The organism is Streptomyces sp. NPDC086777 (genome assembly GCF_040702065.1).
Taxonomy (GTDB): domain Bacteria; phylum Actinomycetota; class Actinomycetes; order Streptomycetales; family Streptomycetaceae; genus Streptomyces.
Map to the genome: position 1 here is coordinate 179,708 of NZ_JBFBJI010000013.1, position 25,418 is coordinate 205,125.

Annotated in this window: 21 protein-coding genes; 12 read left to right on the plus strand and 9 right to left on the minus strand. The window is 70.1% G+C overall.

The window, feature by feature from the left end:
• Window positions 1-8: 8 nt before the first annotated feature.
• The 10 genes from AB0472_RS20255 to AB0472_RS20300 all read left to right on the plus strand — a co-directional run bounded on the left by AB0472_RS20255 (window position 9) and on the right by AB0472_RS20300 (window position 11,347).
• Window positions 9-962: a sugar ABC transporter permease gene (locus AB0472_RS20255; protein ID WP_366357841.1), complete on the plus strand. Its 954-nt coding sequence runs from the start codon at window positions 9-11 to the stop codon at window positions 960-962.
• The gene (locus AB0472_RS20260; protein WP_366357842.1) at window positions 959-1,852 is read left to right on the plus strand and encodes a carbohydrate ABC transporter permease; all 894 of its coding nucleotides are present in this window, start codon (window positions 959-961) and stop codon (window positions 1,850-1,852) included. Before AB0472_RS20255 ends, AB0472_RS20260 begins: the two co-directional genes overlap by 4 nt.
• 65 nt (window positions 1,853-1,917) lie before the next feature.
• Entirely contained in the window at window positions 1,918-2,673 is a 756-nt protein-coding gene (locus AB0472_RS20265) for a sugar phosphate isomerase/epimerase (protein ID WP_366357843.1), read from the plus strand.
• Window positions 2,670-3,788, plus strand: a complete 1,119-nt coding sequence (locus AB0472_RS20270; RefSeq protein WP_366357844.1) for a Gfo/Idh/MocA family oxidoreductase — start codon at window positions 2,670-2,672, stop codon at window positions 3,786-3,788. Before AB0472_RS20265 ends, AB0472_RS20270 begins: the two co-directional genes overlap by 4 nt.
• On the plus strand, window positions 3,785-4,933 hold the full coding sequence (locus AB0472_RS20275; protein ID WP_366357845.1) for a Gfo/Idh/MocA family oxidoreductase: 1,149 nt from the start codon (window positions 3,785-3,787) through the stop codon (window positions 4,931-4,933). The genes AB0472_RS20270 and AB0472_RS20275 overlap by 4 nt, the downstream gene beginning before the upstream one ends.
• A 28-nt stretch (window positions 4,934-4,961) precedes the next feature.
• Window positions 4,962-5,966: a sugar phosphate isomerase/epimerase family protein gene (locus AB0472_RS20280; protein ID WP_366357846.1), complete on the plus strand. Its 1,005-nt coding sequence runs from the start codon at window positions 4,962-4,964 to the stop codon at window positions 5,964-5,966.
• A 53-nt stretch (window positions 5,967-6,019) separates the two neighbouring features.
• Complete coding sequence (locus tag AB0472_RS20285) at window positions 6,020-8,113, plus strand: GMC oxidoreductase (RefSeq protein WP_366357847.1); 2,094 nt, start codon at window positions 6,020-6,022, stop codon at window positions 8,111-8,113.
• Window positions 8,114-8,167: 54 nt separating this feature from the next.
• Complete coding sequence (locus AB0472_RS20290) at window positions 8,168-9,187, plus strand: hypothetical protein (RefSeq protein ID WP_366357848.1); 1,020 nt, start codon at window positions 8,168-8,170, stop codon at window positions 9,185-9,187.
• 92 nt (window positions 9,188-9,279) lie between these two features.
• Window positions 9,280-10,812, plus strand: coding sequence for an ISL3 family transposase (locus AB0472_RS20295; protein ID WP_366357849.1), 1,533 nt, complete (start codon window positions 9,280-9,282; stop codon window positions 10,810-10,812).
• A gap of 268 nt (window positions 10,813-11,080) precedes the next feature.
• Window positions 11,081-11,347: an aldo/keto reductase gene (locus AB0472_RS20300; protein ID WP_366357850.1), complete on the plus strand. Its 267-nt coding sequence runs from the start codon at window positions 11,081-11,083 to the stop codon at window positions 11,345-11,347.
• Window positions 11,348-11,353: 6 nt separating this feature from the next.
• Here the strand turns inward: AB0472_RS20300 and AB0472_RS20305 are convergent, their stop codons facing one another.
• From AB0472_RS20305 to AB0472_RS20335, 7 genes are all read right to left on the minus strand, one after another.
• On the minus strand, window positions 11,354-11,557 hold the full coding sequence (locus AB0472_RS20305) for a lipopolysaccharide assembly protein LapA domain-containing protein (RefSeq protein WP_366357851.1): 204 nt from the start codon (window positions 11,555-11,557) through the stop codon (window positions 11,354-11,356).
• A 460-nt stretch (window positions 11,558-12,017) separates the two neighbouring features.
• Window positions 12,018-12,983, minus strand: coding sequence for a pirin family protein (locus AB0472_RS20310; protein ID WP_366357852.1), 966 nt, complete (start codon window positions 12,981-12,983; stop codon window positions 12,018-12,020).
• A 194-nt stretch (window positions 12,984-13,177) separates the two neighbouring features.
• The gene (locus AB0472_RS20315) at window positions 13,178-14,914 is read right to left on the minus strand and encodes an RICIN domain-containing protein (protein WP_366357853.1); all 1,737 of its coding nucleotides are present in this window, start codon (window positions 14,912-14,914) and stop codon (window positions 13,178-13,180) included.
• 30 nt (window positions 14,915-14,944) lie between these two features.
• Complete coding sequence (locus AB0472_RS20320) at window positions 14,945-15,754, minus strand: carbohydrate ABC transporter permease (RefSeq protein WP_366357854.1); 810 nt, start codon at window positions 15,752-15,754, stop codon at window positions 14,945-14,947.
• Window positions 15,751-16,653 (minus strand): sugar ABC transporter permease, encoded by a 903-nt coding sequence (locus AB0472_RS20325; protein WP_366357855.1) that lies wholly within the window; start codon window positions 16,651-16,653, stop codon window positions 15,751-15,753. The genes AB0472_RS20320 and AB0472_RS20325 overlap by 4 nt, the downstream gene beginning before the upstream one ends.
• A 69-nt stretch (window positions 16,654-16,722) precedes the next feature.
• On the minus strand, window positions 16,723-17,961 hold the full coding sequence (locus AB0472_RS20330) for an extracellular solute-binding protein (protein ID WP_366357856.1): 1,239 nt from the start codon (window positions 17,959-17,961) through the stop codon (window positions 16,723-16,725).
• 33 nt (window positions 17,962-17,994) lie between these two features.
• The gene (locus tag AB0472_RS20335; RefSeq protein WP_366357857.1) at window positions 17,995-19,914 is read right to left on the minus strand and encodes a beta-L-arabinofuranosidase domain-containing protein; all 1,920 of its coding nucleotides are present in this window, start codon (window positions 19,912-19,914) and stop codon (window positions 17,995-17,997) included.
• 297 nt (window positions 19,915-20,211) lie between these two features.
• Here AB0472_RS20335 and AB0472_RS20340 point away from each other — a divergent pair, with 297 nt between their 5' ends.
• Window positions 20,212-21,234, plus strand: a complete 1,023-nt coding sequence (locus tag AB0472_RS20340) for a LacI family DNA-binding transcriptional regulator (RefSeq protein ID WP_366357858.1) — start codon at window positions 20,212-20,214, stop codon at window positions 21,232-21,234.
• 124 nt (window positions 21,235-21,358) lie between these two features.
• Window positions 21,359-23,632, plus strand: a complete 2,274-nt coding sequence (locus AB0472_RS20345) for an MFS transporter (RefSeq protein ID WP_366357859.1) — start codon at window positions 21,359-21,361, stop codon at window positions 23,630-23,632.
• A gap of 13 nt (window positions 23,633-23,645) precedes the next feature.
• Here the strand turns inward: AB0472_RS20345 and AB0472_RS20350 are convergent, their stop codons facing one another.
• Together AB0472_RS20350 and AB0472_RS20355 are read right to left on the minus strand one after the other, a co-directional pair.
• On the minus strand, window positions 23,646-24,362 hold the full coding sequence (locus tag AB0472_RS20350; protein ID WP_366357860.1) for a GntR family transcriptional regulator: 717 nt from the start codon (window positions 24,360-24,362) through the stop codon (window positions 23,646-23,648).
• A gap of 44 nt (window positions 24,363-24,406) precedes the next feature.
• Entirely contained in the window at window positions 24,407-25,408 is a 1,002-nt protein-coding gene (locus tag AB0472_RS20355; RefSeq protein WP_366357861.1) for a proline racemase family protein, read from the minus strand.
• Between the last annotated feature and the right edge of the window lie 10 nt (window positions 25,409-25,418).

Sequence of the window (25,418 nt, forward strand, 5' to 3'; positions counted from 1 at the left end):
TGACCGCCATGACCGATGGACTGGCCAAGGCCCGCCGGGGCGTCGCCCCCGGCGGGCCAGGGCGGACCCCGAAAAAGCGCACCGGGACGAGCACCCTGAAGTCGCAGGCCGCCAGGACGTTCTTCTGGCTGCTGCTGCCCTCGGTGCTCCTTCTCCTGCTCATCAACGGCTTCCCGCTCGTCTACGCGGCGATCCAGGCCACGCACAACGGTTCTCTCATCAACACCGGCGGCTTCGTCGGCCTGGACAACTTCGTCAACGTCCTGACCTCACCCGCGTTCTGGAAGGCTGCCCGGTTCACGCTCGTCTTCACGATCGTGGGGGTGTTCGGCTCGTGGGCCGTCGGCCTGGGGCTCGCGCTTCTGCTCCGTACCCGGATCCCGGCGCGCGGCCTGTTCAAGGTCCTGCTGCTCCTGCCCTGGGTCGTGCCGATCGTCGTCTCCTCGACGGCCTGGAACTGGCTGGTCGCGACCCCGCAGAGTCCTGTTCCGGCCCTGTTCAAGACCCTCGGCTTCGGAACACCGCTGTTCCTCGCAGACCCGACCCTGGCCGTGGTCACGGTCTGCGTGTTCAAGGTGTGGGTCAGCTTCCCGTTCATGATGATGATGTCGGCCTCCGCCCTGGCCTCGGTGGACGAGACCGTCTACGAGGCCGCGAGCATGGACGGTGCGAGCAGGTTCCAGCAGTTCACGCAGATCACGCTCCCGCTCGTGGCGCGGTCCACCTACATCAGCTGGATCCTCATGACGATCTTCTGCGTCAACGACTTCCCGACCATCTACCTCCTCACCGGTGGAGGTCCCGTCGACGCGACCACCTCACTCGTCGTCTTCGCCTACCGCACCGTGTTCCAGAACTTCCAGACGGGGCCCGGCGTCGCCGTCGCCTTCCTCATGACGCTCACCCTCGTGATCGTCTCCGCCCTCCTGTACCGCCAGATCCGAAAGGCGGGCGTCGAATGAGCACCGTCGTGCACACCCATACCGCTCCTGCCGTGGGCGGCCCCGCCGTCCCCGGCTCTCGGGAACGCCGCACCGTCTCCGAGGCCGGCATGCGAGGACGCTGGTGGCGCTTCGTCGTCATCCTGCTGATCACCGCAGCCGTCCTCGTCCCCATCGTGGTGGTCGCCGTGCTCGCCTTCACCCCCGGCACCACCAGCACGGCGACGGGGCTCACCTTCGAGAACTTCACGAACGTCTTCGACCAGACCCTGGCCTCGACGTGGCTCGGCAACAGCCTGGTCGTGACCCTGGCCACCGTCGTCGTCTCGGTCTCGGTCGCCGCGCCGGCCGGCTACGTCCTCTCCCGCGGCCGCAGCAGGGCTGTCTCGTCCTACTCGCTCCTGCTGTTCGTCATGCAGTCACTGCCGATCATCACCTCGGTCGTGCCCCTGTTCATCCTCTTCGCCAACCTCGGACTCGTCGACAACCTGCTGGGCGTCACCATCGTCTACGTCGCTTCGACCATGGCCGTCGCCACCTGGATGATGGCGGCATACTTCGACTCGATCCCGATCAGCCTCGAGGAGGCGGCGTGGATCGACGGGTGCTCGGTGCTCGGCTCCTTCACCAAGGTCGTCCTGCGCAACAGCCTTCCCGGCGTGCTCTCGACCGCGATCTTCGCCTTCCTGCTCGCCTGGAACGACTACCTCGTGGCGATCGTGTTCCTGCGCTCGGACCAGACCTTCACCCTCCCCGTCGGCGTCCAGTCCTTTTTCCAGCAGAACGCCACCGACTGGGGCTCTGTCATGGCCCTGGCCGTCGTCATGATGCTCCCGCCGGTGATCGTCTTCGCCGCCCTCAACAAGTATTTCAGCGTCGGCGGCATCGGCGGTTCCCTCGCGGGCCGCTGACGCCCGAACCGCTCGCGTCTGACCCGTTCTTCCACTTCACCGATCCCGAGAGGACACGGTTCCCCATGGCCTATTCCGTTCAGCTCTACACCGTCCGGAACGCGATTGCCGAGGACCTCCCCGGAACGATCCGGCGACTTGCCGAGATCGGCTTCACCCACGTCGAGCCGTACAACTTCGCGGCCCGTGCCGATGAACTCGCCGCGGCTCTCGCCGACAGCGGCGTCACCGCCCCGACGGGCCACGCCCCCTTGCTCTCCACCGACCAGGACCAAGTCTTCGCCGCCGCGAAGCGCCTCGGCATCGGCACGGTGATCGACCCCTACCTCCCGGCCGAGCACTGGCAGGACGCCGAGACGATCCGCGGCACCGCGGCGCGGCTGAACGCCGCGGCGAAGAAGGGCGCGCAGCACGGGATCCGCGTGGGCTACCACAATCATTACTGGGAGCTCTCCTCGAAGATCGAGGGCACCACCGCCCTGGAGTTCTTCGCAGGCCTGCTCGACCCCGAGGTCGTCCTCGAGGTCGACACCTACTGGGCCGCGGTCGGCGGCGAGGACCCGGCCGCGCTCCTGGAACGCCTGGGCAAGCGTGTGGTCGCAATCCACATCAAGGACGGGCCGATCTCCACAGACGTGAGGGCCCAACTGCCCGCAGGCCAAGGCGCGATCGACGTCAGGAGCGTCATCGCAGCCGCCGAGGACATCGAGGTCGGCATCGTGGAATTCGACGACTACGCAGGCGACATCTTCGAAGGCCTCGCTTCCGCTCTGCGCTACCTCGAGGCCGGCGACACGGTCTCCGACGGGGGTACCCGATGAGCCGCGGGCCGGTCGGCGTCGCCGTCATCGGCGCCGGCGTGATCAGCAAGCAGTACCTGGACAACCTCACGAAGTTCCCGGACCTGAAGGTCCAAGCCGTAACGGACCTCCTGCCCGAGGCCGCGAAGACACGCGCGCAGGAGTACGGGATCGCCGAGCACGGCAGCCCTGAAGTCGCGCTTGACCACCCGGACGTGGAGATCATCGTCAACCTCACGATCCCGGCGGCCCACGTCGACGTCGCGACCGCGGCGGTGCGGGCGGGCAAACACGTCTGGAGCGAGAAGCCGTTCGCACTCGACCGCGAGAGCGGGCTCAAGCTGCTGAAGGAGGCGGACGAGGCCGGGCTGCGCCTCGGCTGCGCCCCGGACACCTTCCTCGGAGCCGGCCTGCAGACGGCGCGACGGGTCATCGAGCGCGGGGACATCGGGGTTCCGCTGACCGCCCAGACCGTGTTCCAGACCCCGGGCCCGGAGTCCTGGCACCCGAACCCGGCGTTCCTGTTCCAGTACGGCGCGGGACCCTTGTTCGACGTCGGCCCGTACTACCTCACCGCGCTCGTGCAGACCTTCGGCAGCGTCCGCCGGGTCGCCGCGATCGGGTCGAAGGCCAGAGCCACCCGCACCATCGGCTCGGGCCCGAGGGCGGGCGAGGAGTTCGACGTCGAGGTGCCCACGCATGTGAGCGCGCTGGCCGAGTTCGAGTCCGGCGCCTCCTCGCACAGCATCTTCAGCTTCCAGTCCCCGCGCACCCGGATGGGCTTTGTCGAGATCACCGGCACCGAGGCCACCCTCTCCCTGCCCGACCCGAACTACTTCGACGGCGAGTTGCGGATCTGCCGTACGGGCGAGACGGAGTGGACCGCGTTGCCGACCACGGGCCCGGCGAGCGGGCGGGGCATGGGTGTGCTGAACATGGCCCGCTCCATCAGGTCCGACGAGCCGCACCGCGCCACCGGACAACTGGCCTACCACGTCCTGGACACGATGGTGTCCGTCTCCGAGTCGATCGACTCGGGCGGGTTCACCGAGGTCGTCAGTTCGGCACCCCCCTCCGCTCCGCTGCCGGAGAACTGGGCACCGAACGAAGCGACCATCGACGGGGTGTTCGCATGAGCCCGGTGCCGGGGACGGCCGTACCGGGGGCACTGGGAGTCGCGGCGATCGGGTACGCGTTCATGGGCAGGGCCCACTCGCAGGCCTGGCGCAACGTCGCGGCGCATTTCGACGTCCCGGCGGTGGAGCAGCGCGTGCTCGTCGGACGCGATGCCGCGCGGGTGGCGGAGACGGCGGCCCGGCACGGGTGGGCCGAGACCGCGACGGACTGGCGCGAGGTCATCGGCCGGGACGACGTGCACATCGTGGACGTCTGCGCTCCGGGCTGGCTGCACGCGGAGATCGCCGTCGCGGCGCTGGAGGCCGGCAAGCACGTGCTCGTGGAGAAGCCGCTCGCGAACTCCCTGGCCGAGTGCGAAGCCATGGTCGCCGCCGCGCGCGCCGCGCGGGCCCGCGGGGTGCAGTCGATGGTCGGGTTCAACTACCGGCGCGTGCCAGCCCTGGCCTATGCACGCCGGCTCATCGCGGACGGCCGCATCGGCACGGTCCGGCAGGTCCGCGCGTCCTACCTGCAGGACTGGCTCGCCAGCGAGGACGCGCCCATGACCTGGCGGCTGCGGAAGGAGACCGCGGGGTCCGGGGCCCTGGGGGACATCGCCTCGCACACGATCGACCAGGTCCAGTTCCTCCTCGGGGACACCGTCACCGAGGTCTCCGGGCGGCTGCACACCTTCGTCGCCCGGCGCACCGGTCCCCATGGCGTCGAGGACGTCACCGTCGACGACGCCGCGTGGGCCACGCTCCTCCTCGCCGGCGGAGCGGTGGCCTCGGTCGAGGTATCCCGGGTCGCACTCGGCCGGAAAAACTCACTGCGGATCGAGGTCTACGGCTCCGAGGGCGCCCTCGCGTTCGACCTCGAACGGCTCAACGAGCTCGAGTTCCTCGACGCCGTCGGACCGGCCGCGGAGCAGGGATTGCGGCGCATCATCGTCACCGAGCCCGAGCACCCCTACCTGGGAGCGTGGTGGCCGCAGGGCCACATCATCGGCTGGGAGCACACCTTCACCCACCAGATCCGCGACTTCCTGGCAGCGATCCGAGAGGGCACAGCCCCTTCGCCCTCGTTCGAGGAAGGCCTGCAGGTCCAGCGTGTCCTGACCGCCGTCGAGGAGTCCGCCGCCAAGTCCACCGCCGTCCAGCTCTGAGAAGAACCACCCCCACGAAAGGAACCCCATGCCCCGCCCCTTCACCCTGTTCACCGGCCAATGGGCCGACCTGACCCTCGACGAAGTGGCCCGGCACGCCTCCGAGTGGGGCTACGACGGACTCGAGATCGCCGTCTCCGGAGAGCACCTGGACGCCTGGCGGTGGAAAGACGAGGCCTACATCGCCGAGCGGCTCGGCATTCTCGAGCGCCACGGGCTGAAGGTGTGGGCCATCTCCAACCACCTCAAGGGCCAAGCGGTGTGCGACGACCCCATCGACTTCCGCCACCAGGCGATCGTCGGCTCCCGCGTGTGGGGTGACGGCGATCCCGAAGGCGTACGGCAGCGCGCCGCCGAGGAACTGAAGAACACCGCCCGCCTCGCCCGCGCCCTGGGCGTCAAGACCGTGGTCGGGTTCACGGGGTCCAGGATCTGGCAGTACGTGGCGATGTTCCCGCCCGTTCCGGCCGACGTCATCGACGCCGGGTACCAGGACTTCGCCGACCGGTGGAACCCCATCCTGGACGTCTTCGACGAATGCGGTGTCCGCTTCGCCCACGAGGTCCACCCCTCCGAGATCGCGTACGACTACTGGTCCACGAAGCGCGCCCTCGAGGCCGTCGGACACCGCGAGGCATTCGGCCTGAACTGGGATCCCTCCCACATGCTGTGGCAGGGCATCGACCCCGTCGCGTTCATCACCGACTTCGGCGACCGGATCTACCACGTGGACTGCAAGGACACCCGCATGCGCATGGGCAACGGCCGCGCCGGGATCCTCTCCTCGCACCTGCCCTGGGGCGACCCGCATCGTGGCTGGGACTTCGTCTCCGCCGGCCGCGGCGACGTCCCCTGGGAGGACTGCTTCCGCGCCCTGACCGCCATCGGCTACGACGGTCCCGTCTCCGTCGAGTGGGAAGACGCAGGAATGGACCGCCTCCAAGGCGCTCCTGAAGCCCTCCAGGCGCTGAAGAAGTTCGACTTCGCTCCGGGCAAGCAGTCCTTCGACGCCGCGTTCAGCAACCAGACCTGATCCTCCGGGGACATCCGTCTCTCAAAGGGCGCAGGGCACTTCGCAGAAACCGCATGATCGAAAAGGACAACACCGTGATCCCCTGTTCCGATCGAGCGCTCGTCGCCGCACTGCTCGATGTTCTGGTCCCGGCCGATTCTCAGCCCGGCGCGACCGAGGCCGGGCTGTTGGGCTGGATGGACAGTCTCGCTGATCGCGATCACGCGACGTACTGGGCTCGGCTGTTCACCCCGGGGCTGGAGGCACTGTCCGTCGAGCTCGAAGCGGGAGCTGTTCTGGGCCCCGAACTCGTCGACGAGTTGCAGGGGGCCCGGGATCGGCACGGATGGGCGGTCTCACCGTCCGAGTTCATCGCGGCGATGGCCACTGTGGCCTCCCACGGGTACTACGGGCGACGGGAGAGCGGGTCCTGGGAAGGGCTTGGATACGAACCGTCTCCGAAACAGCCGACAGCAGAGCCTGTCCATCACGCTCGCCCCGTCGAATCCGGGCCTGAGGCACTGCAACTCACGTGGGACGTAGTGGTGGTCGGGGCCGGCGCGGGCGGGGGAGTGACCGCCCGCGTCCTGACCCAGACCGGGGCCCGGGTGTTGCTGCTGGAGCGTGGACGGTTTCTCACTTTCGAAGAGATCGGACACGACCATCTCGCCAATCACCGGTTCTCCGCCTACGGCCACACCACCGGGCCCGACTACACCGGCAACCCGCGCGTGGTGGCCGAGCCGGGGAAACCGGACCGCCGGGTCGAGCGGCCCTACAGCAGGGAATGGCAGAACAATGCGATGACCGTCGGCGGCGGCACCCGCGTCTATCAGGGCATGGCCTGGCGGTTCCAGCCGGACGATTTCCGCATGGCGTCACGGTACGGCGTGCCCGACGGCAGTTCGCTCGCGGACTGGCCGCTGACCTACGACGATCTCGAGCGTCACTACACGCGTGCCGAGCAGGAGTTCGGTGTCTGCGGGGACGGACAGGCCCACCGGTGCCAGGGCTTCCGCAGCGCTGAGTACCCGATGCCCGCTCAGCCGGCGACGCACGAGGCCGGCGTGCTGCGCAAAGGCGCCGCAGCCCTCGGCCTCAGTACCGGGCCCGTGCCGTTGCTGATCAACTCCCGACCACGCGATGGACGTGCCGCCTGCGTGCGATGCGGTCAGTGCATCGGGTTCGGCTGCCCGGTGGATGCCCGTGCCGGTACCCACAACACCGTTATCCCGTTGGCACTGAACACGGGTCTGTGCCGGCTCGTCACCGGGCAGCGAGTACAGCGAGTGCTGGTGGACCCCACCGGACGTGCCACCGGTGTCGTGGTACGCGACATGAACACGGGTGCTCGTGTCGAAGTGCGCGCCGGGGCCGTGGTTCTGGCAGCAGGGGCAATTGAGACCGCCCGGCTGCTGTTGGCCAGCGCCACTGACGAACATCCTGCGGGCCTGGGAAACCGTACGGACCAGGTCGGACGCAACTTGCAGGGGCACAACTACGTCGGCGCGTTCGGGTTGTTCGACGACCCGGTACAGGACCTCCAAGGTCCGGGTGTGTCGATAGCGACCGCCGACTACACACATGATCTGGGCGGCGAGGCGATCGGGGGAGGGGTGCTCGCCAATGAAGTCGTGAAGATGCCCGTGCTGTTCCATGCCTGGGCGATGCCCTCGGACGTTCCGCGGTGGGGTTACGAGGCAAAGCGCTGGATGCGGGAGTCCTACCTGCGCACCTCGCACGTCATGGGCCCGATCCAGGAGATTCCGAATCCGGAAGCACGGGTGACCCTTGCCTCCCAGGTGTTCGACTCCGGCGGTGACGCCGTAGCCAGACTCTCCGGGGTGCAGCACCCGGAGAGTGTCCGTGCCGCGAAAGCGCTGCGCGAGCGGGCTCAACGCTGGATGCATGCGTCCGGCGCGCGCCGAGTATGGACGCTGCCAGTGCAGAGAGGCCTGTCCGCGGGCCAGCACCAGGCGGGGACGGCCCGCATGGGCACAGATCCGGCGGCCTCGGTGACCGACCCTTTCGGCCGGGTACACGGACACCCCGGGCTCTGGATCACCGACGCGTCCCTGCACGTCACCAACGGCGGAGTGAACCCGGTACTGACCATCCTTGCGCTGGCCTACCGATGCGCCGAGGAACTGGCACTGGCCCGCACGTAGGAAGCGCCCCGGCACGGCGGCTCAAAGGCTGATTTCCGCTCAGTGAGGAAAACGATGAAGCAGTCGGAAACGAAGGAGAACGCGACCTTGCCAGAGCAGGATCAGTTCGATCCCGACGAGACAGAGCGGCCGATGAGGTATGCCCGCACACTCCTTCCAGGCCAGCGTGCGGAGCTTCATGTCCTGGACGTCGAGGGCGGTCGCTCCCAGCTGGCACTGTGCTCCGAGGACCAACTGTTCGAGGCACCCAATTGGCACCCGGACGGGCGCTGGATCGTCGTGAACGCCGACGGCGCCCTGTACCGAGTGGACAGTCACGACCCCACGGGTCTCGAACCGATTCACGCCACCGGGCTGCCCGAGGTGAACAACGACCATCTCGTGTCCCCGGACGGCCGTTGGCACTATGTGTCGGCCAATGACGGGCACCTGTACCGGGTGCCGTGGAACGGGGGACGCACTGAGCGCATCACCCTGCCCAAGGCCCCGGAGCGCAGATTCCGTCACTTTCTGCATGGCATATCCCCAGACGGCAGCACCCTGCTTTACGTCGGTACAGAGGTCCTCGACGGAGACGAGTGGGGAAGACGCGCGCTGTGGTGCCTGGACCTCGTCAGCGGAGAGGAGCGCCTCGTCGGTGACGGCTACTCTCCTGCGGACGGACCGGAATTCTCCCCCGACGGCGCGAGTGTCTTTTTCAACTCGGAGGTTGCGTCCAGCGTGCCCGGTCACGCGCAACTGTTTCGGCACGACCTCGCTGAGGCGTCCGTGCAGCAGCTCACCTCCGACGAGCACGTGAACTGGTTCCCGCACCCCTCGCCTGATGGCCGTCGGCTGGTCTACCTCAGCTATCCGCCGGGAACTGTCGGGCATCCCGCCGACCTGCCCGTAGTCTTGCGCCTGATCGACCTTCCGGAGAGTCCTTCACGTGATCTGGTCACTCTCCCGGGGGGCCAGGGAACCATCAACGTTCCGTGCTGGGCGCCCGACTCCCGGCGCATCGCCTACATAAGCTATCCACTCAGTGGCACTAACGACTCCAGCCGCGCTTCTGCTGCCCCAGCAGCACTTTGACGGTTTCCCGTATGTGGGGGTCTGTGCGGTCTTCGGCCCTGTCTCACATTCGGTGGTGACGGAGAGTTGTCAGGGTCGTTGACCTTCATGTGATGAGTGTCAACGAGCTTGTGCTGACGGTGTTTTCGGGTCTGTCGCCGCTGGTCATCGAGGATGTTGCCGACGAGGGTGAGCGGATCGTGGTGCGGGCCCGGACGCCGCTGGACACCGCGGTCTGCCCGGTGTGCGGGGCCTCGTCGGGACGGGTGCACGGCTATCACCGGCGGACGGCGGCCGACGTTCCGGTCGACGGACGACGGGTGGTGGTCCGTGTGCGGGTACGGCGTCTGGTGTGCCCCACGCGAGGCTGCCGCCACACCTTCCGCGAACAGGTGCCCGGGGTGCTGGAGCGATACCAGCGACGCACCGCTCGTCTGACCAGGCAGGTCAAGGCCGTGGTCAAAGAGTTAGCGGGCCGGGCGGGATCACGTTTGCTGGCGATACTCGCGGTGGTCCTGTCCCGTCACACGGCCCTGCGCACCCTGCTGCGCATCCCGTTGCCCACCGGGCGGATGCCCCGCGTGATCGGCGTCGACGACTTCGCCCTGCGCCGGCGCCACCGCTACGCCACCGTGGTGATCGACGCCGAAACCCATGAGCGGATCGACGTACTGCCCGACCGCACGGCCGACACGCTGGAAGCCTGGCTGCGCGAGCATTCGGGCATCGAGGTCGTGTGCCGCGACGGCTCAACCACATACGCCGAGGCCATCCGCCGCGCTCTGCCTGACGCGGTTCAAGTCGGTGATCGCTGGCATTTACGGAAGAACCTGTGCGAAGCCGCCCTGAGCGAGGTGAAGGCACACAGTGCCTGCTGGGCCACCGTGCTGGACGCGCCGATCTACGACGGGCCCCGCGCTCAGACCACCCTCGAACGCTGGCATCAGGTTCATGGCCTGCCCGAGAAGGGCGTGGGCCTGCTCGAATGCGCCCGCCGCCTGCAACTGGCCCTGAACACCGTCAAACGCTACGCCCGCGCCGACCGGCCCGAGCGCATGCTCCGCGTCCCCAAGTACCGTGCCGGCCTGGTCGATCCCTACCGCGAGCACCTGCGCAAACGCCGAAGTGAAGACCCCGGCGTCCCCGTCCAGCACCTCTTCGAAGAGATCAAGACTCTCGGCTTCACGGGCTGCCTGAACCTTCTGCACAAGTACATCAACCAAGGCCGCGCGGACGCCGACCGCAGCCATATCTCGCCGCGCCGGCTCGCCCGGATGCTGCTGACCAGACCCGACAACCTCAAGCCCGAGCACCACGGGCTCCTGGCCAAGCTCACCGCCGCCTGCCCCGAGATGACCCAACTGACCTCAGGTATAAGAGACTTCGCCCCGCTCCTTACGCCCCATACCGACAACGCCGATGCGCTCACGCACTGGATCGCCCAAGTCCGAACAGCCGACCTGCCCCACCTGCACGCCTTCACCCGGGGCCTGGACCGGGACATCGACGCCGTGATCGCCGGGCTCACGCTTCCGTACAGCAACGGCCCTACCGAGGGCGTCAACACCAAGACCAAACGGATCGCGCGCCAGATGCACGGACGAGCAGGCTTCACCCTGCTCCGGCACCGCATCCTCCTCGGATAACAGCACGCTCCGTCACCACCGAATGCGAGACAGGGCCGTCGGCTGGACAGACCCCCGACCAGGATACGCAGCCGTACGAAGGCATGTTTCCAAGTTCGACTCGACTACGATCGCGTCAGCCTTGAGGGCGAGGGCGAGCTGGCAGGCCGCACGGCCCCAGTCAGCCCGCTGGCGCGGGGCAGTCTGACGCGGGGCCGGGGACACTGCCACGGCGCGTGCCGAGACCGACGCGGGCGGCAAGATCCTCTACCGCGACGGGGACCAGGCAGTGGCTGAGCGTGTCCACGAGATCGCGGGCGAGCGGGGTCTGTCCTCGGCCCAGGTCGCCCTGGCCTGGGTCATGCGCAACCCGGCGGTGACCTCGCCCATCGTCGGGGTCACCAAGCCGGCCCAGCTGGCCGACGCGGTCGCCGCGGTGGACGTCGAACTCGACGAAGACGAGGCCGCCTACCTGGAGGAGCCCTACCAGCCGCAGGAGGCCGCCTACCTGGAAGGGTCCTTCTACAAGCAGCGGCCTGTGGCGGGCTCCCGGTAGTCCGGGCTACCGCCGGGCCTTCGACGAGTCCTTGGCCTCGGCCTTCACAGCCCTGTGGCTGGCCCGGCGGTGCTTGCGGGCGGCCCCGCGCAACTGCATGATCCGCGCGCTGCCCGCAAGCGCGGAGAGCAGGATGCCCGCCACCTCGGCCAGCAGCAGGGCCACGCGCTGCGGAACGTGCCCGTGGGCACCGAAGTAGCTGACGTTCATTCGGCTGCTCCTGAGACGGCTGGCGAGAGCGGCGAGTGGTGCGACGGTGGCGACTGGCGACAGGTCGGTTCTCCGGCGGCGTTCGTTACGGGCACCTGGATTTGTGGAACCTGCACAATGGCTCGGACAAGCGGTTTAACGAGGCGCGGCAGTAGCTGTAGTCCTCTCGTAGAGGGCATCGTCACATGGGGGTGCCAGCCCGCCGGCACCCGTAGCCGAACTCCAGTGGAGCTGGACTCACCGCTTGGCCTAGTCCTGACCACTCGTCAGTAAAGTCAGCGTTGGGTCAGCATTCGTCCTGGCAAAGCTGCCCACAGATGCCCACACCCTGGAATCGAGAAGCCCCTCGGAGGTGCTGGTGCACCGGCCTCCGAGGGGACTGGCGTCAGTGAACGTCGTGGTGAGGCGGACGGGCGGCGGGCGCTGGGGGCCTGACGTCAGAAACTTGCATCTTTCCTGGTCAGCGGGCCCGTCCCCGCGCCTTCAGGGGGGTCTCGGGCAATGTCGGTGCGCGGAGCGGCGACCCGTCGTAGCCCTTCACCTCGCCGAAACGGGCCCCCTTCTCCCAGTCCTCCCGGGCCTGGACGATCTCGTCCTGGGTACGCCCGACGAAGTTCCACCACATGATCAGCTCCTCCTCGAACGGCTCGCCGCCCAGGAGCATGATCGCCGCGTCGGACTCGGCGCGCAGGGGGAGTTCGGTGCGGCCGCAGCCCAGGTAGAGCATGGAGCCCGGGAGTACCGGTACGCCGTCGACGTGTACCTCGCCGGACATGGCAAGGACGCCGTACTCGAAGTCGGGGTCGAGCGGCAGGCGCAGGTCGGCGCCCTGGGCGAGGGCCAGATCCGCGCCGACGATGGGGGTGAACGTCGTGCCGGGGGACGTCGCGCCGTCGAGGGAGCCCAGGATGACCGTGGCGGTCAGACCGGGGGCCGTGACCGTCGGCAGGTCGGGGTGGTGCTCGAACCGCGGGTCCGTGTGCCGGTGGGAGTCCGGGAGGGCCACCCACAGCTGCGCGCCGTGCAGGTAGCGGGCGTGCGACCTGGGGCTCTCCTCGGAGTGGCTGATCGCCCGGCCCGAGGTCATCAGCCCCAGCTCGCGCGGGCGGATCGTCTGCAGGCTGCCGGTGGAGTCACGGTGCAGGACCTCGCCCTGGTGCAGCCAGCTGACCGTCTGCAGCCCGATGTGCGGGTGCGGCGGGACCTGCATGCCGGGCTGGTCGGCGATGTCGTCGGGGCCGTAGTGGTCGACGAACGCCCAGGCACCGATCATGCGGCGGCCGAGGTTCGGCAGCAGTCGGCGCACCTCGGTCGACTCGCCGAGTTGCACGTGGCGGGGGCTCAGCAGCTCGCGGACGGGTTCGGCGACGACGAATCCGCGGCCGCCGCACACGCTCGGAACGGGCGCGCGGTCAAGGTTGCTCATGTCGGACAACCTAGCGGCCCGAGGTCTCCGTTGCCGAGCGGTCGGCCGGTCGTACGGAATCGGTCCCTCACGTTGCCGAAGACCGGCCGGTGGGTCACCCGACCCCGGTGCCGGCTTCGATGTCTGCGAAGTGCGGGGCGGCGCATGCCGGTCGTCGCCCCGCACGGGTGTGCTCCGGTTCACTGGCCCGTACGTCAGCGGGCGGTCAGTTTCCACAGGTGGTCGACGGTGCCGTTGTCGTCCCACTGGAGGACCTGGGCGCCGGAGGAGGTGCTCATGTTCGTCACCCCGAGCAGCAGTCCGCTGTTGTAGTTGGCGATCTTGTAGTAGCCGTCGCCGGACGGGATCAGCTGCCAGAGGTGGTCGGCGGTGCCGTTGTCGGCCCAGATCAGGGCGGTGCCGCCGGCGCCCGTGCCCGCGTTGGTGATGCCGAGGAGCAGACCGCTCGCCTGCTGCTGGATCTTGTAGAGGCCGTTGCCCGCGGCGACCAGGGTCCAGTTCTGGTCGGTGCCCGTGCCGGCGGCGGCCTGGACGACGAGGGTGCCCTGGGCGGTGCCCGCGCCGCTGGTGTCCAGGGCGAGGCCGCTGTTCCTGTTGGTGATCTGATAGCGGCCGGCCAGCGAGGTGGCGGTGCCGCTCGGCGTGATGGTCAGGTGGTAGCCGTCGGCGGCGTTCATCGTGACCGGTACGGTGATCGAACCGCCGCTGACCGCGTAGTCGGCGTCCGAGATCGTCACCGGCCCGGAGACGGCGGTGGTGCGGCCCTTGGACGGCGTGTACTCCAGCCTGACGTGCACGGTGCTGCCGAAGGCGGAGAGCGAGGACAGCCCGTTGACGGTGACGGCACACGGACCGGTGCAGCCGCCGGTGACCACGCTGATCTGGTTGCCCGCGCCGTTGCGGGCGGCGAAGCCGTCGATGCCGGTCTGCGCGGGAGGCGTGGTGACCAGCATGTTCCCGGACATGTCGCCGTACCACTTGTACAGCCAGTAGGCACCGTTGGGTGATCCGCCGGTGTCGGTGAGGGTGTCGCCGAGGGTGCCGTAGTGGTTCCAGAAGGCCAGCTCGGCGTCGTGCACGCCGGCCCGCTCGAACTTGGCGACATAGCTCGCGAGCGGGCCAGGTACGCCGACCTCGCCCGTGGTGCCGTACTCCTCGATGGCGATCGGGCGGGCGCTGATGCCGAGGCTGCTCTCCAGGGCGCGGTAGGCGGCGACATGGGCGGCGATGTTCTGCGAGCCCTGCAACTCGTGCCAGGAGACGATGTCGGGCACCGTGCCGCTCGCCTTGGCGTCGGTGAGGAACGTGGTCATCCAGCTCTGGTTCCACGCCGAGTAGCTGGGGCCCTGGACCGCGGTGGTGGAGTCCCTGGCGCGGACCTCCCTGTACGTCGTCGCCCATCCGGAGTCGAAGCTGCCGGCCGACGAGGTGTTCCAGGTCCAGTCGGGTTCGTTCCACAGCTCGTAGGCGGCGATGTTGCCGGCTCCGGAGGACTTCACCGAGGCGACCTGCTTGTCCACGGCCGACAGCCAGTCGCTCCAGCTCACCCACTTGTAGGGGAAGTTCGGATACCAGTCCGGCATCCGTACGACGACCTTGGCGCCGGCCTTCGCCGCCTCGGGGGCTACGGTCAGGGCGTCCCCGCCGGGGCTGGGCTCGCCGTTGGGCAACTGCGAGCCGCCGGGTGCCATCTGCACGAAGGTGTTCGGCTTCAGCGGCGCGACGAGGCTGTCCGCCGGCACGCTCGCGGTGTCCAGGCCGTACAGGCCGCCCGAAGCCACGTGCGTGACCGGGCGAAGAGTCTGGTTCGCGTTCACCACGAGGGTGGTGGCGGAGGTGGGCGCCGCCTGGGCGGGGGCCGTGGTGCCGAGGGCGGCGGCGGTGAGGGCCACCGCACCGAGGGCGGCTCCGAGGGGGATGATGCGGCTCATGGCATGGGTCTCCTCTAGGAGTTGGGGGTGTCAGTCCTTCACCGCGCCCGCGGTCACGCCCGCGGCCACATAGCGCTGGGCGAGGATCAGGAGGACGGCCGCGGGGACCGACGCGACGACGGCGGTGGCCATGATCGCGTTCCACTCCTGGTTGTTGTTGCCGATGTACTTGTAGATGCCGAGCGTGATGGGCTTCCAACTTCCGCCGCCGTCGAGGGTGTTGGCGAAGACGAAGTCGGACCAGGCCCACAGGAAGCCGAACAGCGAGACGGTGACGACCGCGTTGCGGCTCAGCGGGAGGACGACCGACCGGAAGGTGCGCCAGGTGCCGGCGCCGTCGATCCGGGCGGCCGAGAGGAGCTCGTCGGGGATGCCCGACATGAACGCGGTGAAGATCATGACGCCGAAGGGCACGGCGATGGTGGAGTCCGCGACGATCAGCCCCCACCAGGAGTTGAGCAGGCCGAGGTCGAGGAAGATGCCGTAGAAGCCCATCGCCATGACGATGCCCGGGATCATCTGGGCGATCAGCAGGGCCAGCGCCAGCGGCCCGCCGCCGCGGGGCCGGAGCTTCGCCAGCGCGTAGCCGGCCGGAGCGGCGATCAGGAGCGTGAGGGCGACCGTGCCGATGCCGATCAGCAGGCTGGTGCCCAGGTAGGGGAGCTGGTCGTCGAGGACCGCCCGGTAGCCCTCGAAGGTCGGGTGCAGCGGGAGCAGGTCCGGCGGGTCCTTGCGCATGTCCTGCTGCGGCGTGAGGGACACGTTGAGCATCCAGTACACCGGGAACAGCATCAGCGCGGTGAGCAGGAGGCCGATCAGGGTGTGGCCGCGCGACCTCATGCTTCCTGCCTCCTCTGGACGCGGACGTAGAGCAGGCCGAAGACGAGCGCGATGAGGATCAGGATGTTGCCGACGGCGGCACCGGGACCGAACCTGGGCAGCAGCGTGCCGAAGCCCAGCTGGTACGACCAGGTCGCGAGGGTGGCGGAGGCGTCGCCGGGACCGCCCTTGGTCATGATCCAGATCAGGTCGAACACCTTGAGGGTGTAGACCAGCCCCAGCAGCAGGGTGATGGCCGACACCGGGCGCAGCAGCGGGAAGGTGATCCGGCGGAACTGCTGCCAGGCGCCGGCTCCGTCGAGCGCCGCCGCCTCGTACAGCTCACCGGGGACGTTCTGCAGGCCGCTGTACAGGATGACCAGGTTGAAGGGGATGCCGATCCAGATGTTGGCGACGATCACCGAGGTCAGCGCCCAGTCGGGCGAGGTCAGCCAGCCGACGGGACCGACGCCGAGGAAGTGCAGGAAGTAGTTCACCACCCCCGACTCGCTGTTGAACATCCACGACCAGGTCGACGCCGACACGATCAGCGGCAGCAGCCAGGGGATCAGGAACAGCGCCCGCAGCACGGTCGAGAGCCGGAAGTGCCGGTTGAAGAAGACCGCGAGGGCCAGCCCGGTCACGTACTGGAACACGATCGACACGAAGGTGAAGACCATGGTGTGCCGCATCGCCGGACCGAACGCCGGATCGTCCAGCACGGTACGGAAGTTGGCCCAGCCGGAGAACGGCGCGTCGCCCGCCACGAAGGAGCGCACGGTGTAGTCGCGCAGGCTCAGGTCGAGGTTGCGGTAGAGCGGATAGACGTAGAAGGCGGCGAGGTAGCCGAGCAGGGGCGTCACGAAGGCGAGCGCGGTCAGTCGGCTCCGGAGCCCGGGGGACGGACGAACCCCCCGCACGGCGCCCCCACAGGGGCGCGGGGAACTGCGCGGCAAGCCCCCGCGCACCCGCAGATGCACAGCCACCGGTCAGCCCTTGTCGGCGGCGGTCTGCGCGGCGTCCAGCGCGTCCTGCGGGCTCTTGCCGCCGGAGAGCGCCGCCTGTACGGCCGTCCACAGGGGCTGCGAGATCGTCGGGTACTTGGTGCCGAGACCGCCGCTGGTCCGGCCCCGCGCCGCCGCGACCGCCGCCACCCACGGCTTCAGCTCCGCGTTCTTCGCGACCTGTTGGGTCTGCACGGCGGAGGTCGGCGCCACGTACATGAGGGTGGTGTCGGTGGCCAGCAGGCTGGAGTCGCTGGTCAGGCAGTTGACGATCTTCTTGCTGACGCCGTAGCGCGAGGTGTCCTTCTGCACGGGCACGGTGACGAACTCGCCGCCCGTGGGCACCGGCGCCGCACCGCCGTTCTGCGCCGGGATGTTGATGACGCCGTATCCGAACCCGGCCTTGTCGGCGTTGCCGAGCTGCCAGGTGCCGTTCTCCCCGAACGCGTAGTCGCCGGTGGCGAACTCCTGCCAGCTGGTGGTCTGGGTGTTCTGCAGCACGTCCTTCGGCGCGTAGCCCGCGGCCATCCACTGCTTCCACAGCGACAGGGCGGCAACCCCCTTGGCGGAGTCCAGCTTCGTCAGGTCGCCGCCCGCGCCCCAGAACCACGGCAGGAACTGGAAGCTGCCCTCCTCGGTGTTGATCGCCGAGAAGGTGATGCCCTTCTTCCCGGCCGCCGCGACCTTCTTCAGCGCGGCCGTGAGCGACGCCCAGTCCCTGACGGAGGCCGGGTCGACACCGGCCGCGGCGAGGACCTTCTTGTTGTAGTAGAGCGCGAGGGTATTGGCGCCGATCGGGACGCCGTAGGAGGCGCCGTCGATCGTGCCGGCGCCGATGATGTTCTTCTGGATCGCGGAGGTGTCGAGCCCGAGGTCGCTGGTCCTGTTGAGGATGCCCGCCTCCACCAGCGTGGAGACCACCGGGTTGTCGACCAGCATCACGTCCGGCGCGTTGCCCTGCTGCGCGGCCAGCAGGGCCTTGTTGCCGAGGTCGGTGGTGTCGTACGCGGTCCGCTTGAGCTTCACCCCGGCCGCGGTGCCGCACGCGCTGACCCGCCGGCCCCAGTCCGAGGAGGCGTCGAACTGCGGGTACGGGTCCCAGAAGGTGTACGTCCCGCCGGCCGAGGACGACGATCCCGAGGAGCCGGAACCGCCACCGCAGGCGGTGAGGGGGAGCAGGGCGGCCGTGGTGAGGGCCAGGAGAGTACGGCGGGTGGGTATCACGGGGTGACCTCGTTGTCGTAGGACGGGGGTGTCTCAGGAGGTGGGGAGCCAGACGCGCATGCTGCCGTCCTCGCGGTTGGCCCAGACGTGGTACGGGATCGCGGTCAACTCGACCGGCTCGCCCCCGGGTTCCGCCGCCGGGCCGGACGCGGGGGCGTACGGCCACCAGCCCCGGTCCGGGATGCGCCGCCGCCGGCCCGCGGCCACCACGGTGGTGACACCGCCGAGCAGGTCCGGGCGGTGCTTCACGGCGAGCGGCCGGGAGGGGTCGAGGACGATGTCGTCGAGACCCCCGCCCGGATGGTCGACCTGCTCCAGGCAGTGCACGAGCGGCCCGCGCTCGATCGCCACACAGCCGCGTACGGCGTCCACGCGCGGGTCGGCGGCCGTGAGCCGCGGCTCCAGGGCGAGCTCCAGCACCACCAGATCGCCCGGCGTCCAGGTCCGCGACAGGCGCAGCCAGCCGTCGTCGGGCGGCGAGTCGTACGTCTCCTCGCCGCACCGGACCCGGAACTCCCGGCACCACGCGGGGATGCGCAGCGACAGCGTCCACGGTTCGTCGGAGGGTGTCTCCTCGACGGTGAACGCGATCGTGCCGTGCCAGGGATAGTCCGTCTCGGCGCGCACCCGGACCCGGTCGGTCGCGTACGTACCGGTGACGAACTGGTGGATCTGCAGGCCCTGTTCGTCGCCCGACGCCAGGTAGTGCGCCAGGCTCGCCAGCAACCGCATCACGTTGGGCGGGCAGCAGGCGCAGCGGAACCAGCGGGTGCGGCGGGCCGACTGGTCGCCGCCGGTGTCGGTGTGGCCGTCGCGGACCTGGAGGGGGTTGACGTACAGCCAGCGCTCGCCGTCCAGCGAGACCCCGGCCAGGAAGCCGTTGTAGAGGGTGCGCTCGATCAGGTCGGAGTAGCGGGCCTCGCCGGTGAGCAGGGCCATGCGCCAGCTCCACTGGACGGAGGCGATGGCGGCGCAGGTCTCGCAGTAGGCGCGTTCGTTGGGGAGTTCGTAGGGGTCGCCGAACTCCTCCTGGTCGTGGTGCGCGCCGAGCCCGCCGGTGAGGTGGGTCTTGGTGGTCGTCATGGTGTGCCACAACCGCTCCCCGACCGCCCGGAGTTCGGCGTCGCCGGTCTCCGCCGCCAGGTCCGCGGCCGCCGCCAGCAGGTACAACTGCCGTACGGCATGGCCCTCGACGTCCGTCGCGGCGCGCAGCGGGACCCGGTCCTGGCAGTAGGCGTCGCCGCCGAGCAGACCGTGGCCGTGCCGGTCGACGAAGTAACCCGCCAGGTCGAGGTAGCGGCGCTCGCCGGTCTCCCGGTACAGCTCCACCAGTGCCGTCTCGACCTCCGGGTGACCGTCGATGCCGTCGAGGGGCCTGCCGCTGCCGGGGAGGCCGAACACCGAGTCGATGTGGTCGGCGAACCTCCGGGCGACGTCGAGGAGTTCGGGACGGCCGGTGGAGCGGTGGTGGGCGACGGCGGCCTGGATCAGATGGCCGGCGCAGTACAACTCGTGTCCCCAGCGCAGGTCCTGGTACCGCTCACCACCCTTGACCAGCTGGAACCAGGTGTTGAGATAGCCGTCGGGCTGCTGGGCGCCGGCCACCAGGGCGACGATCCGCGCCACGTCGGCGGCGAGCGGCTCGTCGCCCTCGTCGGCGAGTTGCCAGGAAGCCGCCTCCAGCCACTTGTAGACGTCGGTGTCCACGAACGGGAACGCGCCCTGGAACACGCCCTTTGCGGTGCCCGCCGCCAGCCGCAGGTTCTGCAGGTTTCCGGCGGACTCCAGCAGGTCCGGTCCCTGCGGGAGGGAGACACGGGCGTTGGTCGCGCGGCGGTCGTGCCAGAAGCCGCCGTCGACGGTGACGGCCGCCGGGCGCAGCGCCGTGCGGGCACGGGGGGTGGGCCGGACCGGACCGGCGGGGGAGGGCAGGGCGGAGTGGGTGCGGGGCATGGCTCTCCGGGGTGGGGAGGGACGGGGGCCGGGGCACGCTTTTCGGGATATCGAACGACGTTTGGAAGGTCGAGCATGGGGCTGCGCGATACGGCGGTGCGGAACCGGCTTGCGCAACCGTTTTCCCGCCGAGAAGTACAGGGCAGCCCGAGGGGTGGGTCAAGACGCCCGGCGCAGATTTTTCAAGTTGCACGACAGGGCTGGAACTTCGGGTGAGCGACTGCGACGATGTGGGGCGGCTCTGCCGTCGGGAGGTCGGCGGCGCAGTCGAGGAACCGTCCAGGAAAAGGTTTGCCCGTGATCCCTGTTCCAGGCTCTCCGCCCGCCGGCCGGGCCAGGCTCGCCGATGTGGCCGCGCTCGCCGGTGTCAGCGTCGGTACGGCGTCCAAGGCGCTGAACGGCGCCGGCCGGATGCGCCCGGAGACCCGGCAACGGGTGCTGGACGCCGTGGCGGCGCTCGGGTTCCGGCCCAACCAGCACGCGCAGAGCCTGCACAGCGGCCGCAGCTGGACGGTCGGCCTGATGACGACGGACGGCATCGGCCGCTTCAGCACCCCGGTGCTGCTCGGCGCCGAGGACGCGCTGGGCGCCGGGAAGATCTCCGTCCTGCTCTGCGACACCCGCGGCGACGCCATCCGCGAGCAGCACCACCTGCGCACCCTCACCGACCGCCGGGTCGACGGCGTCATCGTCGCCGGCCGCCGCACCGACCCCCGTCCGCCGCTGGCCGGCATCGATCCGGCGATCCCGGTGGTCTACGCCCTCTCCCCGTCGACCGCCCCGGCCGACACCTCCGTGGTCACCGACGACCGCGGCGGCGCCCGGCTCGCCGTGGAGCACCTGCTCGCCACCGGCCGTACCCGCGTCGCCCACGTCACCGGGCCCGAGCACCACCAGGCCGCCCGTGACCGCGCCCGGCACGCCGTCGGGCACCTGGCCGAGGCGGGCCTCGAACTCGCTGCGGGACGTGTGCACTTCGGGGAGTGGAGCGAGGCCTGGGGGCGGCGCGCCGCCGACGCCGTGCTGCGGACGGCACCCGGCACGGACGCCGTCTTCTGCGGCAACGACCAGATCGCCCGGGGGGTCGCGGACGCCCTGCGCGAGCGGGGGAAGGACGTGCCGGGGGACATCGCCGTGGTCGGCTACGACAACTGGGACACCATGGCCCTCGCCTGCCGGCCGCCGCTCACCACCGTCGACATGAACCTGGCCGAGATCGGCCGCATCGCCGCCCTGCGGCTGCTCCGGGCCATCGACGCCGAGCCGGAGCCGGGGGTGCACACCGTGCCGTGCCGGCTGGTGGTGCGTGAGTCGAGCTGACGTGGCGCCGGGCGCGCGGCGAGTCCGCACCGGTCCGCACCGGAATCCTGGTTGCTTAAGTCAATCAATTGACTTACATTCGGGAGGGTCGTGCAGACCCCAGCGGCCCGACGGAGGCCCGACCATGTCCCATGCACAGCCCCGGCCGGTCGTCGCCGGGGACCGCGCCGTGCCGCGGACCAACGTAGTCGTCGCGGTGCTGGCCTTCGGCGGGATCGTGGTCTCGCTGATGCAGACGCTGGTGATCCCCATCGTGCCCGAACTGCCGAGGCTGCTCGACGCCTCGGCGTCCGACGCGGCCTGGGCCGTCACCGCAACGCTCCTCGCGGCCGCCGTCGCGACCCCCGTGACGGGGCGGCTCGGCGACATGTACGGCAAGCGGCTGATGCTGCTGACCAGCGTGGTCATGCTGGTCGCCGGTTCGGTCACCGCCGCACTGAGCGACACCCTGGTGCCGATGATCGTCGGGCGGGCCCTGCAGGGGCTGGCCTCCGGCGTGATCCCGCTCGGCATCAGCATCATGCGCGACGAACTCCCCGCCGAACGGCTCGGCTCCGCCACCGCGTTGATGAGCGCCTCCCTCGGCGTCGGCGGCGCCCTCGGCCTGCCCGCCGCCGCGCTGATCGCCGACCACTTCGACTGGCACGTTCTGTTCTGGACGTCGGCCGCGCTCGGCGTCGTCGCCGCCCTGCTCGTCCTCCTCCTCGTCCCGGAGTCGAAGGTGCGCACCGGCGGCCGTTTCGACCTGCCCGGCGCTCTCGGCATGGCGGCCGGTCTGGTCTGCCTGCTGCTCGGCATCTCCAAGGGAGCCGACTGGGGGTGGTCGAGCGCCACCACGCTCGGCCTGTTCGCAGCCGCCGTGGTCACCCTGGCGGCCTGGGGGTTCTACGAACTGCGCACCCGGGAGCCGCTGGTCGACCTGCGCACCACGGCCCGCCGCCAGGTCCTCGTCACCAACCTCGCGTCGATCGCCTTCGGGTTCTCGATGTTCGCGATGTCCCTGGTGCTTCCGCAGCTCCTGCAGTTGCCTCGGGCGACCGGCTACGGTCTGGGCAGGTCGCTCCTGGACGCCGGCCTGGTGATGGCCCCGACCGGCCTCGTCATGATGGCCATGGCGCCGCTGTCCGCCCTCATCTCGAAGAACTTCGGCCCGAAGGTCACCCTGATGTGCGGCGCGGTGATCGTGGCCGCCGGGTACGGGCTCAACATCGTGCTGATGGACGCCGTCTGGCAGCTCGTGCTGGCCTCCTGCGTCATCGGCGCCGGCATCGGCTTCGCCTACGGTGCGATGCCCGCGCTCATCATGGGCGCCGTCGACCCGCACGAGACCGCCGCCGCGAACAGCCTCAACACCCTGATGCGGTCGATCGGCACGTCGACCGCGAGCGCCGTCGCCGGGGTGATCCTGGCCCAGCTGACCACCGTCCTCGGGACGACGGCCGTGCCCTCCGAGAACGGCTTCAAGGTGGTCATGGCGGCGGGCTCGGGCGCGGCGGTCCTCGCACTGCTCGTGGCCGCGTTCATCCCGCGCCGCAAGCAGCCCGGCGCACGTGCCGAGGCAGTGCCGGTGGTCGAACCCGCGGTCGAGCGGCCGCCGGGCGCGGAGGTGGCACCGCCGAACCTCTCCGCCGTCGGCGACGGCATCCAGGTGCACGGCCGGGTACGCGGCGCCGACGGGACCGGCGTCGGCCGGGCCGCCGTCACCCTGATCTCCCCGGGCGGCCGCCAGCTGGGGCGCGCGGTCGCGGACGCCGACGGTGGCTACGCGGTGGCGGCACCCGGCGAGGGGACGTACGTCCTGATCGCCTCCGCCGACGGCTGCCGGCCGCAGGCCACCACCCTCGTCGTGGACTCCGAACCCGTCGCCCACGACCTGCTGCTCACCGGCAGCAGCGGTCTGGCCGGGCTGGTGCGGGCCGCGGACAGCGGGGCGCCGGTCGCCGGTGCCACGGTGGTCCTCACCGACGTGCGCGGGGACGTGCTCGCCACTCAGCAGACCGACGGACTCGGCGAGTTCACGGTCGGCGACCTGGTGCCGGGGACCGTGACCCTCGCGGTCGGCTCGCCCAAGCACCGGCCGCTCGCCCTGCCCGTCGAGATAGCCGGGACCGGGACCACCCGGGTCGACGTCGAACTGCGGCCCGGCGCCCATGTGCGCGGCACCGTCCGGGGAGCCGGGGGCCCGCTGGCCGACGCCCGGGTCACGCTGGTGGACGGCGCGGGCAACGTCGTCGGCACCACCACCACCGGCGACGACGGCGCGTACACCTTCTCCGACCTGGACAGCGGGCAGTACACGGTCGTTGCGACCGGCTACCCGCCGCACGCCGCGGGGGTGGCCGTCTCCGGCGCCGACGTCCACGGCCATGACATCGAACTCGCCCATCCGGGGGCGTAGTCCGCGGGCGGTCTCAGTGCCGGTCGGGCTGCCGGGCCGCCCACAGGCCGCGGACGTGGCCCAGATGCCGGGTCATGACCTCGTGCACGGCCTGCTCGTCACGGGCCAGCAGGGCGTCGAGGAGCTCCAGGTGCTCCTCGGCGGAGGCCTTCAGACGTCCCGCCGCCACCAGCGCCGTCAGTCCGTACAGCCGCGAACGGCGCCGCAGGTCCCGTACCACCGCCACGAGATGGTCGTTGCCCGCCAGCGCCAGCAGGCCCAGATGGAAGGCCAGGTCGGCCTCGACGTAGGCGATCAGGTCGCCCTTCACGGCCGAGGTGACGATCTCCAGGGCGACCGGCCGCAGCGCCGCGAGGTCGCCGGGGTCGGCGGTGGCCGCGAGGGCGACCGTCGTCGGGATCTCGATCAGGGACCGGACGTGCGTGTACTCGTCGAGCTGCCGTTCGGAGACGGCCGTGACCCGGAACCCCTTGTTCGGGACGATCTCGACCATGCCCTCCTTCACCAGCTCCAGCATGGCCTCGCGCACCGGGGTCACGGAGACGCCCAGGCGGGGAGCGAGCCCCGGCGCGGAGTACACCTCGCCGGGGCGCAGCTCACCGGCGATCAGCGCGGCCCGCAGGACGTCCACGACCCGCTCCCGGAAGTTCGGCTTCCGGCCGCCGAGCGACGGAATGGCGGGCTCGGCCGGCTCGGCGGCGGTGGGCGTGCTGCTGGGCCGGTCGGCCATGGTGGAACTCCTGGAGGGTCGTCGCCGGAGGGTCGTCGGAGCAATCAGAGTACGAAGCCCGCCGGGAACGGGTCGTCCGGGTCCAGCAGATACTGGGCGGTGCCGGTGATCCAGGCCCGCCCGGTGAAGCTGGGCAGGACCGCGGGGAGACCCGCGACCTCGGTGGTGCCGAGGAGCCGGCCGGTGAACCGGGTGCCGATGAACGACTCGTTCACGAACTCCGTGTCCAGCGGGAGTTCGCCACGGGCGTGCAACTGGGCCATCCGGGCGCTGGTGCCGGTGCCGCAGGGGGAGCGGTCGAACCAGCCGGGATGGATGGCCATCGCGTGCCGGGAGTGGCGGGCCGTGGCGCCCGGGGCGATCAGGTGGACGTGGTGGCAGCCGCGGATGGACGGGTCCTCGGGGTGGACGGGCTCCGCCTCGGCGTTGATCGCCGCCATGAGGGACAGGCCGGCCCGGAGGATGTCGTCCTTCCGGGTGCGGTCGAAGGGGAGGTCGAACTCGTCGAGAGGGAGGATGGCGTAGAAGTTGCCGCCGTACGCCAGGTCGTAGGTCACCGACCGGCCGTCGGCGAGCACGATCTTCCGGTCCAGCGCGACCGAGAACGACGGCACGTTGCGCAGCGTGACGTTGCGCGCCGCGCCGTCCTCCACCGCCACCTCGGCGACGACCAGCCCGGCCGGGGTGTCGAGCCGGATGGTGGTGACCGGCTCCACGACCTCCACCATCCCGGTCTCCACGAGCACCGTCGCCACGCCGATCGTGCCGTGCCCGCACATCGGCAGGTAGCCGGAGACCTCGATGTAGACCACGCCCCAGTCGCAGTCGGGCCGCGTCGGCGGCTGCAGGACCGCCCCGCTCATCGCGGCGTGCCCGCGCGGCTCGTTCATCAGCAACTGCTTGATGCCGTCACGGTGTTCACGGAAGTACAGCCGCCGCTCGTTCATGGTCGCGCCGGGGATGGTGCCGATCCCGCCGGTGATCACACGGGTGGGCATGCCCTCGGTGTGCGAGTCGACGGCGTGCAGGACGAGTTTGCTGCGCATGACGCTCCTG